Below are 14230 nucleotides of genomic sequence, written 5' to 3' on the forward strand. Positions count from 1 at the left end.
TATGAAACTTTCGCTTCTTGACCAGGTCCAGATCGGCACGGGGCGCGATAGCGCAACGGCGATTGCCGATACGATCACACTCTCGCGTCATCTTGACGCGCTGGGATTTGCACGGCACTGGATCGTCGAGCATCATGCCGTCCCATACGAGGCTTGCGTTGATCCGATGGTGCTGGCACCGGTCCTGGCGGCAGCAACCTCTCGCATCCGGATTGGTATTGGCGGCGTGTTGCTGAACAATTACAGCCCCTATAAAGTTGCAGAAAGTGTCCAGACCCTTGCTGCGCTGTATCCGGGGCGATTCGATCTGGGTATGGGCCAGTCTGTGTCGGGACCCTTGCCCGATCTGGCGCTGCAACCGGATCGCAGTCGTCCGCTATTGCACGACCAGGGCGACAAGATCCATGAACTGCTGGGACATCTTTTTGCAGATTTGCCAGCGGATCATGCTTTTGCAAGTCTTAAGGTCATGCCCGATGTCGCACCTGTTCTGCCCTGGATCATGGCCGTTAGTCCAAACTCGGCGGCGCGCGCGGGGGCGCTGGGTTTGCCGCTTGCGCTCTCGGCCTTTCATAAACCGGAATTCGCAGTTGAGTCTGCAGCCAGTTATCGCCGCGCCTTTCGGGCGTCTGATCGCCTGGGCTTGCCACGATCGCCACAAATTTTTCTGGCGATCAGGCTGAGTACGGGTGTTGACCAGGATGAGGCCGAACGGCTGGCCATGCCCATGCGCTGGTGTTTTGATCAGCGTCGTCGACTGGAAACCATGCCCGACCGCTTGCCTACAGTGGATGAAGCGGTAGCGCTGGCCGGCGGCGTCTGGCCTGCAGAAACGGCCCAATGGCCGATGTATACGATCTGCCCCTTGGAGCATTTGCGTGATCGGTTGCTCATGATGGCGCAAGCCGTTGGCTGCGACGAGATCATGCTGCAAGATGTATTGCCTGACCCAGCCATGAGGCTCGCGCATTACACCGCAATCGCACAGGTGATGGCCGATTGAGTTCGCCTTTTTTGCGCAGAAGCGATAGCAGTTTAACTACGCTAAGACGCGTCTAAATACAAGGACGTAACAAACAGTATCAATTCCGGATTGCTGGTTAAGGGTTTTTGTCGCAGAATATGATTACGTAGTCATTTTTTGACAAAAGTGCTATCGCATGCCGTGTTGCTTCGGCGTTCGGCCGTCACCTTCGGAAATTGACCTGCCTGTCTGTAAGAACTAACAATAATTCACGAGCCTATTGCTGCTTTAGAGGAGGATTCATCATGAGTTTATCAATTGCACCCGTTCACCCCCATTTTGTTGGTGAAGTGAGTCACGTCGATCTTCGGAGTGCTGACAATCAAGCGTTGCAGGCGATCCGGGATGGAATGGACAAGTACGCAGTACTCGTTTTTCATGGTCAGCCGATGACGAACGATGAACAATTAACATTTGCTCAGCGTCTGGATGGCGAGCTGCACACTAAAACGTCGCTATCCGTGTTGGAGAAAAGCCGTTTCGGAACCAATGCCATTACGGATATTTCAAATGTAAATGACAAAGGCGAGGTGCTCAAAGCCGATGACCGCCGTCGTGTCAGTTCATTAAGCAATCGGCTTTGGCATACGGACGCGTCTTTTAATGACCCAGCCGGGCGTTATTCTATGTTGTCGGCCAAGGTAGTGCCTCCGGTCAGTGCGGATACGGAATTTGCGGATATGCGTGCTGCCTATGATTGTTTGGATGAAGAAACCAAAGAGAAAATCGAAGGTCTGGCTGTATTTCATTCCATCGTTTATTCGCGTCATGTGCTGGGCTTCGAGTTTGCAGAAGAAGAAAAGGCCAAGTTGCCCGGTGCCGTTCATCCTCTGGTTCGCGTCATTCCCCGTTCTGAAAGAAAATCGTTGTATTTGGCCTCACATGCCTCGCATATTGTTGACTGGCCTGTGCCCGAAGGTCGCGCCTTGCTGCGCGAGCTAACCGAACATGCAACCGCCCGTGAGTTTGTCTATCGGCATGCCTGGAAAGAAAATGATTTTGTAATATGGGACAACCGGGCGACGATGCATCGGGGTTTGCCCTTTGATGACAAAAAATACCCCAGAGAGTTACGCCGGACGACCACGCTGGACCTTGAAATGGTAACCGCCTGAACCACAGTGGCGATGCAGCAATAAGATACTTCGAAAACTAGTTGGCTGCATCACAGGCGAAATAATGACTTATAACAAGGAAGAGACAAAGCTATGACTGTAAATGCAACTGACATAAAAGCGTCAGGGAAGTCGGGTGTGCCGCCGTTTGCTGAAAATACGGCCTCCAATGCCGATCCGGCATCCGTGGGCGCGCCCATACCTTCAACATTCTGGGGCTATGTGAAGTCCTTTGGACCTGGTATTGTCCTTGTCCTTACCTGGTTAGGGGCGGGAGACCTGGTCGACAATGCGGTGGCAGGAGCCCATTATGGGTACACTCTGATGTGGGGGCTTGCGCTGGCATTGGTTGTGCGATATCTGCTTGTCAGCATTATCGCCAACTATCAACTGATGAATATACAGGGACATACCATCTTTGAAGGGTATACCAAGGTATGGAAGTATTATCCAATATTGCTGGCAATTGGCGGCGTCGTTCTTGGCCACTTTTATGAGTCTTATACCATCAAAGGGTCAGGAGAGGCCCTGTATTATCTGACCGGCCAATCGGGTTCCGTCATGCTCTGGAGTATTGTCGCTGTGATCGCGGCGGTGCTGATTACTGGTAAGGCGGTATACCGCTATCTGGAAAATGTAGAAAAAATTATTCTGGTGGTTCTGGCCGCGAGCCTCATAGGCGGTGCCATTGTGGCAAAACCAGATGTTAGCGCGATTGTCGCTGGTACTTTGGCGTTTGAGGTTCCTCAGACAGTGGGCTCTTATGGCGCTTTACTGATTGTTATATCCCTCATTGGTGCGGTAGGCGGTTCGCTGGCCAATTTGCTATATCCCACATTCATGAAAGAAAAAGGATATATCCGACCGGAGCATCGCAAAGTGCAACGGTATGATTTGCTATTCGGAATTTTTGTCATTATTGTGCTGGATCTTGCCGTCTGGGTAATGGGGGCAGAAGTATTGCACCCGCGCGGTATAACAATATCCAATTTCAATGACTTGGCGCATCTGCTCGGTCAGGTGGCTGGACGCCTTGGCGAATTAATTATTTATTTGGGGGTGTTGTGCGCCTGTTTCAGTTCGGTCATTGGCTATGCGCACGGGTTTCCGAAAATGGCAATGGAATGTGTGTATTGTGTTGCCCCTGAGCGCAAGGAAAAGTACAAGGCTGCACCCAGCAAAGATCCCCTGTTTCGCCTGACTTACTTTCTTGTTGCCATTTTGCCTTTGATGTGGGCAATTCCCGGTATGCCGGGTTTTATTCTGTTGACGATTTTTGTGAATGCAGCACAGGTTGTGCTGATGCCTCTCGTTTCCATTGGTTTGATAGTGTTGATCAACCGTAAAGATCTCATGGGTGATTTGGCGGGCAATAAATTCCATACCATCATGCTTGTATTTCTCACCGCACTGGCAATTTGGGGGTCGTACGTTACTTTCGCTTCAATGCTGGAAGCTTGAGTGCAGATGCGTATAGGGGTATTGCAGGATGAGGGCGGTGCGGCAGGCTATTGGCCGTTTTTGCTGGTGGTCTCTCGAATGACGAGTTCGTTGGAAAGCCTCACTGTCTCTGGCTTAAGTTCAGGGTTTTCGATCCGCAGCAGCAGACGGTCGACAACCAGAGCAGCCATGCTTGGCAGTGGCTGCCGGATCGTTGTGAGACCGATCGCTTCCCAGCCAGCCATTGGGATATCATCGTATCCCATCACCCAGAGATCTTCGGGAACGCGCTTGCCACACGCCCGGGCGCCATCGAGCGCACCGATTGCGATGATATCATTGGTACAAAAAACGGCGTCAACATCGGGCGCTAAACCCAACAGGGCTTGCATCGCCTGATAGCCATTTTCGTAGGTAAAAACAGTGAATTGAGAAGGAGGGTGAATAAGTCGAATGGGCCTGGTGGCATGCTTCAATTTCTCCATAAACCCTTTTTCTCGATCCAAAATTGTGCTGGCTTCGGAAAATCCGGTAAGCAGGCCGATATGCCGGCGCTTGCCTTTGACAAAATATTCCGCCGCTATCTGGCCGCCGTTGTAATTATCGCTGATCACGGCATCATAGGGCCGACCAGACAGGTTACGGTTCAGAAATACAACCGGCTTGCGATGGGCAATTATCTGGTGTTGTAGCCGGGAAGAGGCAACAGCTGTCGCGAAGATAACGCCGTCAACATCACTTTCAGCAATTGCGCTCGCCGTCGCATCGTCCAGCTCAGTGCTTGTTTCCCATATCGTGGTTTTTAAGCCATGACTCGCTAGCTGGTTGACGAGCAGATGCAAAAGAGACGGGTATAGCGGATTCGTCAGGTTGGCCACGACCACTGCGATGGTGCCACTGCGATTGGTCTTCATCTGACGTGCTGCAGCATTTGGCATATAGCCATGTTCCCGGATTACTTGCAGCACATGTTCGCGTGTTTTGGTCTTGATACTGGGGTGATTTCTGATCACACGTGATACTGTGCTTTGCGATACGCCTGCTAGAAGGGCGATATCCTGGCTGGTCAGGTTTTTTTTCATTTGGCGAAATAATATTGTTATGTCATGATAAGCGAATATTTGATTGACCCGTCATCTAGCGGCTCGCTTTGTGTAGTTCATATGAAATAACGTAGCAATGGCGCGTCATATGATATCTATCCATTGAGTAATATAGCAGACGAAAAACTACGACGAGAAATTGCAATTGCTATATTTGAGCGTGCTCCAGGGGTTTGATGTTAGCCAGTACTTCGGCTAGTGCGTCTTTTGTTCGTGCCTGATCGTAGTTCAATTGCAGGCCAGTCCAAAACTCATCAGACGTGCCAAAATAGCGTGACAAACGCAGGCCGGTGTCCACAGTCACAGCTCGATTGCCCGCGATAATCTCACCGATGCGCCTTTGTGATACGCCAATCTCTTTTGCCAGCCGATATTGGCTGATGTTCATCGGTCTCAAAAATTCTTCCAGCAAGATCTCGCCAGGCGTTGGGTATCGTACGGTACGCATAGTCACCTCCTGGTGCTAGTCCACAATTTCAACGTGCTCGATGTCATGCTCAGTTCAGACAAAGCAGATGCGCCATTGATCATTGATACGGATGCTGTATTGTCCTTGCCGACTCCCTTTTAGTCGTTCTTGCCGATTATTCGGTGGGTGCGCCGGTCTGGAATGTTAGCGGCCTTTTCAAGCACGGGCACCGTTTCAATATTGACGAAACGTGCAACTCGGATGCGGTCAAGCATGGTTCTGGTGTTCTTACAGGCAAAGGACTTGATCGTATAGTAACGTAAGGCGTTAGTAACGTAAACAGATAGTATCAAGATCGTGGATAAAGTCGATTCGCCGCTTCCAAGCATTGAAGTCAGCTGAGCGAAGAACAGACGCCACGACCCACGGATGTTCTCTCACATTCTTCCCGACGTGCTCGACCAGTTAACGTCCTGGAAATGTTTGCGTAAATGGTCGATAAATAGTCGCACCTTGTAGGGCAGGTAGCGCTTGCTTTGGATGACCGCATAAATATCCAGTCCTTCGCATTTATAGTCGGGGAGCACCACCTGGAGTCGGCCCTGGGAGATCAATTCTTCGACCATATAGCGCGGATGCATGGAGATGCCGTAGTGGCGCAGCGCCAGATGCAGTAAGGATTCGCCCAGATTCGAGTTGAAAGATCCGCCGACCTGCACTTTATGCAGCTTGCCCTGGGCATCGGTCAATTGCCAGGTGGAGGTGGGGTTTTTCAATGTATGAACCAGGCAGTTGTGGTTTTTTAAATCGGCCGGATGTTTGGGGTTTTTTGCCCGTTCAAGAAAATCGCTAGTGGCAACCAGCACTTGCGGCACCACGGCAATCTTGTAAGCGATCTGGCTGGTGTCACGCAAATGAGGAGCAATTCTGACAGACAGATCCATATTTTCTGCAATCAGGTCGCTTCTGCCGTCATCAAGCTGCATGGTGATTTGTACTTCCGTATAGGCTTCCAGGAACGCCTGGACGGCGGGCGCCAGGTGAACGGCACCGAATGAAGGCGGCGAACCCACGCGAATTCTCCCGGTCGGCAGTTGCACTGAGCTGCGTACCAGATCTTTGAGTTCGGTGAGTGCCCGCGACACGCTATCGGCATTGCGCAATAGAATTTCACCGCTTTCTGTCAGACTCACGCGTTTGGTGTTGCGCTGGAGCAATTGCGTTTCGAAGGATTGCTCCAGCCAGGCGATTTTCTTGGAAATAACCGAGCGGCTGGTGCCCAGCCTTTCGGCCGCTTTGGTAAAGCTCAGGCCTTTTGCTACTTCCACAAAGACCCCAATACATTCGACAGTGTTCATGGTCGATCACAACCTTTGTTCGTGATATGGAAACAGTCATTTTGCCATCTGTTCCTATGCACAGGCAATCGTGCTGCATAGAATGGCCATAATTCTTGACTACCGTTACGCATCATGAGTATCCCACAGATTGATTATCACCTGTTCGGCACGCACGTAAAGTTCGGCCCCGGCTGCGCCCGGGATTTGCGTAGTGAACTGGATGCGCTGGGCAGCAGGCGTGTGCTAGTGTTAATGCAACAGCGCATGGCGCACTCTGATAGCTGGGCTGCCTTGCGGCAAACGCTGGATGGTCTGCAAATGCAGATGCACAGTTCGGTGCCGAACCACAGCAGCGTTGCCTGGGTCGAGCAACTGGCTAGCGAGATGGCTCAATTTCAGCCGGACAGTATTGTCGCGCTGGGCGGCGGCAGTGTGTCAGATTCGGCCAAAGCGCTGGCCATGTTGCATGCCGAAGGAGGTCCGCTGGCCGACCATGTGACGCGCTTTACGCCGCCGGCCCGTGTCCACGTGCCGCTGCGCACGAAACCCAAGCTGCCGATTATTTCACTGCCCACCACCGCATCCGGCGCTGAGTTGACACCATCGTTCGGCGTAAGGCAAGACGAGCACAAGCTGCTTTTCTGGAACCGCCAGCTGGCCAGCCGTACGGTGCTGCTGGATCCGGATTTAAGCGGCGATATGCCTTTGACGCTATTGCGCTATACCGCCATGAATGGGTTGGCACACTGTTTTGAAGGCATGTATTCGCGCAGCCGATCTCTGATTTCCGATGGCATTGCACTGCAATCGATCGAATTGTTTGCCCAGGCGCTCACCGACAATACGCTCGATGAGAAGGAGCAACGCTGGCGTCTTCTGCTTGGCGGACATCTATCCGGCATCGTGCTATCGATGGCCAAAACTTGTCTTCATCATGCCATTTGTCATGTCATTGGCGCCCGGCATAACGCAGGACATGGGCAGATCAACACCATTATCCTGCCTCACGCGCTTCGGTTCAATGACAGCGTTGCCGGTACCAGCCTTGCTCCCGCACTGGTCATGCTGAATCGAGTATCGGGCACAAGCCATGCAAGTGTTTCCGACTGGATTTCAGCTGTGATTGAGCAACTGGGGTTGAGTGCATCCCTGGCAGATATTGGCCTTACCAACAATGACTTTTTGCCGATTGCGCAGCAAACCATGACAGAGCGCGGACTTGCGGTCAACCCCCGTCCCGTCAGCCACGCTGATGAGATCTTATCCATTCTAAGGCAAGCCGCCTGATACTTTGTAGAGGACTAATTTATGAGAATCGAACCAAAAGACGCCAGCCTGGGTGCGACGATTTACGGAATTGATTTATCAATGCCGCTAAGCGCCGATAATTACAAGGCAATTGAACAGGCGCTGGGGCGGTATGGTGTTATCAGTTTTCCCGAGCAGGAACTGACTGCCGGCCAATTGCGGGATTTTTCGGAGAACTTCGGCAAGCTGGAGGTCAATGTGGCCAATCTGTTCCATGACGAGCAGTATCCGGAAGTGATGATTCTGTCGAACATGAAAGAAAATGGCAAGCCGATCGGGCTAAGCGATGCCGGACAGGACTGGCATACCGATATGTCCTATAGCAAAACTATCGCGTTTAGCAATGTATTGTATGGCATCCGTATCCCCTTTCGTGACGGAAAATCGCTCGGTAACACGGCCTTTTGCAATATGCACGCGGCGTATGACGGTCTGACTGAAGAACTGAAAGAAGAGCTCGACGGCATGACCATTACACATGACTTTAATAAATTCTGGGACATGATGCGCCGGGAGAAGGGCAGTACACGCCCACCACTGACCGAGGAGCAGCGTAAGCGCAAGCCTCCCGTATCGCATCCTGTTTTTCTTACGCACCCGATTACCGGTCGCAAGGTGTTGTATGCCAACCCGGGTTATTCCATGCGTATCAATGAGTTATCCGAAGCACGCAGTGACGAGGTTCTGCAATTTCTATTCGAACACCAGGTACAGGAAAAATACTGCTACCGCCATCAATGGGCCCAGGGCGATGTGCTGATGTGGGACAACATGGGCACGATCCATAACGCGGTCGCAGACTATGGGCCGGATGAGCATCGTTTGATCAAGCGCTGTCAGGTTATGGCCGATAAATATTTTCCAGAGCAGTACTGACACTGAGCCGATTCGCGCAGGTGTCACTGCGCAAATAACACAAATCCAATTGGAGACTAACTATGAAGCTGATCAAAAATCTGGCCATCGCCGCTGCAGCGATGGCATGTTTTGTGACGGGCGCAGCTGCGGCTGCAGACTATCCTGACCGGCCGATCCGCATGGTGCTCGGATACTCTGCGGGCGGCCCGACCGATGTCGTTGCCCGTGTGGTTGCCAAGCACATGAGTGAAACGCTGGGCCAGCCTGTGGTCGTGGAAAACAAGCCCGGCGCCAGCGCACATATCGCAGCCAATGATATTATCAATTCAGCCCCTGACGGCTACAAGGTGCTGGTGACCTCGCTGACCTTGAATGTGAATCCGCTGCTGTATCCGGATCGTTACAACTATGAGCCGACCGAGGTTTTTGAGCCCGTTAGCAACTTTGTGACGCTTCCCATGGTTGTCGTCACGAATTATAAATCGCCGTATAAGGATATGCAGAGCCTGATTGCGGATGCCAAAGCGAACCCGGGCAAGCTGACTTTCGGGTCATCGGGCTTCGGCGGATCGGCCCATCTGACGGCTGAAATGCTTGCGGCGCAGGCGGGCCTGGACATGGTTCATGTACCCTTCAAAGGGAACGGCCCGGCGTTGCAGGAGATGATTGCCGGTCGTATTTCCTTTATGTTTTACCCAAGCGTTGGCATTGCCGATTATGTTGCGGACAAACGTCTGCGCATTCTCGCTGTGGGGACAAGGCAGGCGCATCCGGACTTTCCTGGCGTGCCGACCCTGGAAAGCATGGGACTGACCGGTTTTGAAGAAGCCGCTTCCTTTATTGGCATGTTGGCGCCGGCAGGCACGCCCAAGCCGATTGTGGCCAAGCTGAATCAGGCTGCCGTAGCGGCTCTCGACAAGCCGGAGGTGCAGGCACAGCTCAAGCAACTGGGTGCGCAAATCGTCGGCGATTCGCCCGAGGAATTTCGTCAGTTCCTGATTACTGACAAGGCACGCTGGCAGTCGGTGATCAAGAACGGCAATGTAAAGCCCGAATGAGGATAGAGACAATGAGCCGGTCCACCGTGAACGACTGTTATTGCATCGCGCGTCTGCGGGACATGGCCCGGGCCAGGCTGCCGCGCGGGGTGTTTGATTTTTATGACGGCGGCGCCGAGGACGAAATCACCCTCAATGACAATTGTGCTGCCTTTAGCCGGGTGCGATTGTTGCCTCGGGTGTTGCGCAACGTCTCCCAGGTGGATCTGGCAGCACAGTTATTCGGACGTCGCATGGGGTTACCCATGGCCATCGCGCCGACAGGCGCCGTGGGGTTTGGCTGGCGTGGCGGCGATATTGCCTTGGCACAGGCCGCAGCCAAGCACGACATACCGTATACGCTTTCAACGTCGGCCACGGCGTCGATCGAGCAAATTGCCGACCAGGCGCCAGGCCGGTTATGGTTCCAGGCTTATATCCTTCAAGACAAGGAGCGTCTGAATGCCTTAATCGGTCGCGCCGCTGCAGCTGGCTATGAGGCGCTGGTCATCACGGTAGATCTGCCGGTGGGCGGCAAGCGGGAAAGAGACTTGCTCAACGGGCTGAGTTTTCCCATGAAGCTGGGGTACCGCAACATCGGACAATTTGTCAGAAAACCGTGGTGGTCGCTTAATATGTTGCTGCAAAAGCCGCCCGTGATGCCAAGCCTGCAGGGATTGGCATCACGGCAGGCGGACCGAACCAGGATGCAGGGCGTCGCCGGTATGAACTATGATCCGGCGTTTGATCTGGCAGCGTTACGTGCCCTGCGCGATCGCTGGCCTGGCAAGCTGATCGTCAAAGGGGTGGTCAATCCGCTGGATGTCTCGTCAATACTTGATGTCGGCGTGGATGCGCTGGTCGTTTCCAACCATGGCGGGCGGCAACTGGACACGGGCCTGGCCACGCTGGATGCCTTGCCCGGCATTGTGCAGGCCGTAAATCGTCGTGTGCCCGTGTTGCTCGACGGCGGTATCCGCCGGGGCAGTGATGTATTCAAGGCATTGGCCCTGGGCGCATCCGGTGTGCTGTCTGGTCGTGCGACTCTGTTTGGCGTACTGGGTGGGGGGTACGATGGAGTAGACCGCGCCTTAACGATACTGACTGATGAATTGAGACGAACGATGCAGCTTTGCGGCACGCCCAGCCTGGCTGATATCGACGCTTCGGTATTGGCGCAATCGTCTTTAAACCACGGCAACGGAGATCTGCTGATATGAATGTCGCGATGAAGCAGTGTGAGAACCAGGTGTTGCTTTTTTTCCGCCATCTGGATGAGCGCCGGTACGATGCGTTGGCGGCGCTGCTTGCGCCCGATGCAATATGGCGCCGTCAGGGCAAAGTATTGAAAGGGCCGCAGCAAGTGCAGCAGGCATTGCAGCAGCGGTCTGCGACCATGAGAATCGCCCATATTATTACGAATCTGGTATTCGATGAATGCGAAACGCAAAATTGCACCATCCGGGCCTATATGCTGGTTGTCCGGCATGAACCGGGCGAGCACGGGGCGGGGCCTTGTCCCTTGCGCGGGATTGAGTCCATCCGTAACGTTCTTGTTCAAATGAAACGAATCGACAATAGCTGGCTGATTGCGGAATTGACCGCCGAAGACACACTTTTTGCGGCGAACGCGTAAGGGGAAAAAACGATGAGATGGCTTAGATATAGTCTTGAGGGCAAATCCGGCTACGGGATATTGAGCGATGAGGACATCGTCACGGCGGTCAGGGGAGACCCGCTGAGCAATTATGAAACCACCGCTACAAGACTGAAACTGCAGGACGTGAGCATTGAAGTGCCTATTGTCCCGCCCACGTTCTACTGCGTGGGGCTCAATTACGTCAAGCATATCAGCACGGAAGGATTAACGATTCCAAAAAAACCGGATGTGGGCTACCGGGCAAACAACGCCCTGGTTGCGCACGGTCAGGATGTGATCATGCCGGCAGACGCCACGCGCGTCCATTACGAAGGCGAACTGGTGGTTGTGATTGGCAGCAAAGTGCGCAACATCGCCGTGGACGAAGTAAAAAGATGCATTCTGGGCTATACCATTGGCAATGACGTGAGCGAACGCAATTGGCAGGCGTCGGATCGCACTTTCTGGCGTGCAAAAAATTCGGACACTTTCAAGCCGATGGGGCCGTGGATCAGTACCGAGGCCGATCTGGCAGCCATGCAAACGGTCGTATCGGTCAACGGCGTGGAAAGCACCCGCTTTGACACAGCGGACATGCTTTTTGGCATTGAAGAATTTATCAGCACAATGAGCCGGTATCTGACGCTGTATCCTGGCGATATGGTGTGGATGGGCACCGACGGTCACTCTCCGAACCTGCAGCCCGGCGACCGTGTGGATGTGAGTCTGACCGGGCTGGGCACGCTGAGCAATCGGTTCGTGAAAGCGGCGCTGACATGATGCTGGCGGCGTGGTATACGGCAAACGGCCCTGCCGAGCAGGTGCTGCAGGTGGGCCAACAGCCTGTTCCAGAGGCAGGTACCGTCCAGGTACGGGTGCGGCTTGCCTGTTCGGGCGTCAATCCATCAGATGTCAAGTCCAGGTCTGGTGCACGTGCGGTGCGCTGGAACTTGATTATTCCGCACAGTGATGGCGCGGGCACGATCGACCAGACCGGCGAGGGCGTGCAGGCCGGTAGAGTCGGCGAACGGGTCTGGCTATGGAACGCACAATACAACCGCCCGCATGGAACTGCTGCCCAGTATATAGTTCTGCCTGCGCAGCAGGCGGTCGTATTGCCCGACAATGTGTCGTTTGAAGCCGGGGCCTGCCTAGGCATTCCGGCATTGACCGCTTATCGTGCTGTGGAGCTTGCCCAGCTGGAAGCCGGGCAGACGGTATTGATTATTGGCGGTGCCTCTGGTGTAGGTTACTATGCTGCGCAAATAGCCCGGGCCCGGGGCGCTCGCGTGCTCACTACCGTTGGCTCGCAGACCAAGGCGGCATTTTTGCGGGAAAGGGGAATCGACGAGTCGATCCTGTATAAAGAAGAACCGGTTGCTGAACGCGTGCTGGCAATGACAGGCGAAAAGGGCGTCAATGCCATTATTGACATGGATTTGTCGACAACCATCGCGTTGGTGGAGCAGGGGGCGCTGGCGCCACATGGCAGGTTTGTCTGCTATGGTTCCAACGAGCGCGGCACAGTACCGCTCAATTATGGTGCGTGGCTGCCGCGATCATTGTCGCTGCACTTTTTTCTGGTGTATGAGTTGACGCAAGCGCAGCGAACGCGGGCAATCGATGGCATCCAGGCTCTGTTGCGTGATGGCCAGCTGCAACACAATATTGGTCCGGTCTATGATTTGACTAAGATTGTATCGGCTCACCAGACAGTAGAGGGCGGTACGTCGTTCGGGAATGTGATAGTGAATTGTGCCGGCAGATAGCCCGCAGGCTCAACTGACGTGTTAGACAAAGCCCAGGACGCCAACCCGCCAAGTCATTGACCGGCCGGGCCCGGCGCAAGCTGATACGGGCTTCAGAAGGGAGCCGGGAAACCCGTCGCAGCGAATCAAGCCCTTTTCTGAAAGACGGTTTTCGGGCTTTTGCCGTAGTAGCGCATAAAGGCAACTGAAAAATTGTTCGGATATTTGTAGCCTACTTGCCACGCCGTCTGCGCCACTTGCTGACCCGATTCGAGCAGCGTGTAGGCCTTGCGCATGCGCAATTCCAGCACGACACCCGACGGTGTATTGTTATATAGGTAACGGAAGCCTTCTTTGAGCTTGTTCTCGTTCATGCCGACCTGCGCTGCCAGGTATTGATTAGTCAATGGCAAGTGTAATTGGTGCGCAATCATGTCCCGGGCCCTTTCCAGACGTTGTACTTCCTCAGACGAAAAGGCGCTGTAGCCTTCTGTCTGTATGGGCGCCAATGCCTTAAACTGTTCTGACAGTAAGCTAAGCGCGTGAATATGGAGCTCCAGCTGGTGCGGGTTGGGTTGCTCGCCGGTAGCTGCCTTCATATACCGATTGATGGCAGCTGCGTGCGCCAGGGTTGCGCTGCTGCTGCCGTAAAAGGCCAGTCGCTGGAACGTGCTGTCACCGAGTATTTTGTCGGCTCGCTCATCTCCCACGTATTTGCGCAGCGTGCTTGCACTGATAACGACCCTCAATTGGGATACCGGTTTGCTGCCTTCGTAACTGCGTTCGCCTCGTAATGCCTGAAAGGATGTGACGGTTGTATGGCCGGCTTTGAACAATACCTCAGGGGTATTGTCGCCGCGATAGACAGACTGTCCCTGCAGGCCCACCGTGACAACAATAACCCGGCCCTGATGCGGCCCCAGCGTTTCCTCCACGATCGGCCTGTCCGGATGATAATGCAGACGTCCGACCAGAATGCCCGATTCAAGCATGATGGACTCTGTATAGCAATTGCCCAATTCCTGGGGCAATTGCTGCCGGACATGGCTTTCATGTCGTTGCTGTGGTGCATGCAGCTCATTGGCCGTCAATCTGCACGTATATTTTTCCACACGATTCTCCATCTATCTTTTTTCATACGAATTGCTCCCGATTTCATAGCAATTAATGAAAATGATTCTCATTCCGGATGATACCATTTTTCCTCAG

General features: G+C 53.6%; 14 protein-coding genes and 1 pseudogene. 10 read left to right on the top strand and 5 right to left on the bottom strand.

Annotation, left to right across the window (positions count from 1 at the left end):
- Window position 1: 1 nt before the first annotated feature.
- From INT32_RS14850 to INT32_RS14860, 3 genes are all read left to right on the top strand, one after another.
- Window positions 2-1003, top strand: coding sequence for an MsnO8 family LLM class oxidoreductase (locus tag INT32_RS14850; protein WP_193089522.1), 1002 nt, complete (start codon window positions 2-4; stop codon window positions 1001-1003).
- A gap of 266 nt (window positions 1004-1269) precedes the next feature.
- Window positions 1270-2139 (top strand): TauD/TfdA family dioxygenase, encoded by an 870-nt coding sequence (locus tag INT32_RS14855; RefSeq protein WP_100699336.1) that lies wholly within the window; start codon window positions 1270-1272, stop codon window positions 2137-2139.
- A 93-nt stretch (window positions 2140-2232) separates the two neighbouring features.
- On the top strand, window positions 2233-3600 hold the full coding sequence (locus INT32_RS14860) for an Nramp family divalent metal transporter (protein WP_100699335.1): 1368 nt from the start codon (window positions 2233-2235) through the stop codon (window positions 3598-3600).
- A gap of 47 nt (window positions 3601-3647) precedes the next feature.
- On the opposite strand, the gene INT32_RS14865 is transcribed toward INT32_RS14860, so the two are convergent.
- From INT32_RS14865 to INT32_RS14880, 4 genes and pseudogenes are all read right to left on the bottom strand, one after another.
- Complete coding sequence (locus INT32_RS14865; RefSeq protein WP_100699334.1) at window positions 3648-4661, bottom strand: LacI family DNA-binding transcriptional regulator; 1014 nt, start codon at window positions 4659-4661, stop codon at window positions 3648-3650.
- A 169-nt stretch (window positions 4662-4830) separates the two neighbouring features.
- A complete protein-coding gene (locus tag INT32_RS14870) occupies window positions 4831-5130 on the bottom strand; it encodes a HigA family addiction module antitoxin (protein WP_100699333.1) in 300 nt (99 codons plus the stop codon).
- A gap of 54 nt (window positions 5131-5184) precedes the next feature.
- Window positions 5185-5366, bottom strand: a pseudogene (locus INT32_RS14875) (type II toxin-antitoxin system RelE/ParE family toxin).
- A 162-nt stretch (window positions 5367-5528) separates the two neighbouring features.
- Entirely contained in the window at window positions 5529-6449 is a 921-nt protein-coding gene (locus INT32_RS14880; RefSeq protein WP_100699332.1) for a LysR family transcriptional regulator, read from the bottom strand.
- Window positions 6450-6563: 114 nt separating this feature from the next.
- Here INT32_RS14880 and INT32_RS14885 point away from each other — a divergent pair, with 114 nt between their 5' ends.
- From INT32_RS14885 to INT32_RS14915, 7 genes are all read left to right on the top strand, one after another.
- Window positions 6564-7718, top strand: a complete 1155-nt coding sequence (locus INT32_RS14885) for an iron-containing alcohol dehydrogenase family protein (protein ID WP_100699331.1) — start codon at window positions 6564-6566, stop codon at window positions 7716-7718.
- Between the two features lie 21 nt (window positions 7719-7739).
- Entirely contained in the window at window positions 7740-8615 is an 876-nt protein-coding gene (locus INT32_RS14890) for a TauD/TfdA family dioxygenase (RefSeq protein WP_100699330.1), read from the top strand.
- A gap of 62 nt (window positions 8616-8677) precedes the next feature.
- Complete coding sequence (locus INT32_RS14895; RefSeq protein ID WP_100699329.1) at window positions 8678-9655, top strand: tripartite tricarboxylate transporter substrate binding protein; 978 nt, start codon at window positions 8678-8680, stop codon at window positions 9653-9655.
- Window positions 9656-9666: 11 nt separating this feature from the next.
- On the top strand, window positions 9667-10854 hold the full coding sequence (locus tag INT32_RS14900) for an alpha-hydroxy acid oxidase (RefSeq protein ID WP_193089523.1): 1188 nt from the start codon (window positions 9667-9669) through the stop codon (window positions 10852-10854).
- Window positions 10851-11270, top strand: coding sequence for a nuclear transport factor 2 family protein (locus INT32_RS14905; protein ID WP_100699327.1), 420 nt, complete (start codon window positions 10851-10853; stop codon window positions 11268-11270). The genes INT32_RS14900 and INT32_RS14905 overlap by 4 nt, the downstream gene beginning before the upstream one ends.
- Window positions 11271-11282: 12 nt before the next feature.
- Window positions 11283-12053 carry a fumarylacetoacetate hydrolase family protein gene (locus tag INT32_RS14910; RefSeq protein WP_193089524.1) on the top strand — a complete coding sequence of 257 codons (771 nt, stop codon included), beginning with the start codon at window positions 11283-11285 and terminating at the stop codon, window positions 12051-12053.
- On the top strand, window positions 12050-13042 hold the full coding sequence (locus tag INT32_RS14915) for an NADPH:quinone reductase (protein WP_193089525.1): 993 nt from the start codon (window positions 12050-12052) through the stop codon (window positions 13040-13042). Before INT32_RS14910 ends, INT32_RS14915 begins: the two co-directional genes overlap by 4 nt.
- 125 nt (window positions 13043-13167) lie before the next feature.
- Here INT32_RS14915 and INT32_RS14920 read toward each other — a convergent pair whose 3' ends face one another.
- A complete protein-coding gene (locus INT32_RS14920; RefSeq protein ID WP_370540241.1) occupies window positions 13168-14133 on the bottom strand; it encodes a helix-turn-helix domain-containing protein in 966 nt (321 codons plus the stop codon).
- Between the last annotated feature and the right edge of the window lie 97 nt (window positions 14134-14230).

This window comes from Advenella sp. FME57, assembly GCF_014897675.1.
Taxonomy (GTDB): Bacteria; Pseudomonadota; Gammaproteobacteria; order Burkholderiales; family Burkholderiaceae_B; genus Advenella.

What these genes read in the sequence shown, in the direction of transcription:
- INT32_RS14850 (WP_193089522.1), top strand. Translation starts at nt 2, where the DNA reads ATGAAACTTTCGCTTCTTGACCAGGTCCAGATCGGCACGGGGCGCGAT.
- INT32_RS14855 (WP_100699336.1), top strand. Translation starts at nt 1,270, where the DNA reads ATGAGTTTATCAATTGCACCCGTTCACCCCCATTTTGTTGGTGAAGTG.
- INT32_RS14860 (WP_100699335.1), top strand. Translation starts at nt 2,233, where the DNA reads ATGACTGTAAATGCAACTGACATAAAAGCGTCAGGGAAGTCGGGTGTG.
- INT32_RS14865 (WP_100699334.1), bottom strand. Translation starts at nt 4,661, where the DNA reads ATGAAAAAAAACCTGACCAGCCAGGATATCGCCCTTCTAGCAGGCGTA.
- INT32_RS14870 (WP_100699333.1), bottom strand. Translation starts at nt 5,130, where the DNA reads ATGCGTACCGTACGATACCCAACGCCTGGCGAGATCTTGCTGGAAGAA.
- INT32_RS14880 (WP_100699332.1), bottom strand. Translation starts at nt 6,449, where the DNA reads ATGAACACTGTCGAATGTATTGGGGTCTTTGTGGAAGTAGCAAAAGGC.
- INT32_RS14885 (WP_100699331.1), top strand. Translation starts at nt 6,564, where the DNA reads ATGAGTATCCCACAGATTGATTATCACCTGTTCGGCACGCACGTAAAG.
- INT32_RS14890 (WP_100699330.1), top strand. Translation starts at nt 7,740, where the DNA reads ATGAGAATCGAACCAAAAGACGCCAGCCTGGGTGCGACGATTTACGGA.
- INT32_RS14895 (WP_100699329.1), top strand. Translation starts at nt 8,678, where the DNA reads ATGAAGCTGATCAAAAATCTGGCCATCGCCGCTGCAGCGATGGCATGT.
- INT32_RS14900 (WP_193089523.1), top strand. Translation starts at nt 9,667, where the DNA reads ATGAGCCGGTCCACCGTGAACGACTGTTATTGCATCGCGCGTCTGCGG.
- INT32_RS14905 (WP_100699327.1), top strand. Translation starts at nt 10,851, where the DNA reads ATGAATGTCGCGATGAAGCAGTGTGAGAACCAGGTGTTGCTTTTTTTC.
- INT32_RS14910 (WP_193089524.1), top strand. Translation starts at nt 11,283, where the DNA reads ATGAGATGGCTTAGATATAGTCTTGAGGGCAAATCCGGCTACGGGATA.
- INT32_RS14915 (WP_193089525.1), top strand. Translation starts at nt 12,050, where the DNA reads ATGATGCTGGCGGCGTGGTATACGGCAAACGGCCCTGCCGAGCAGGTG.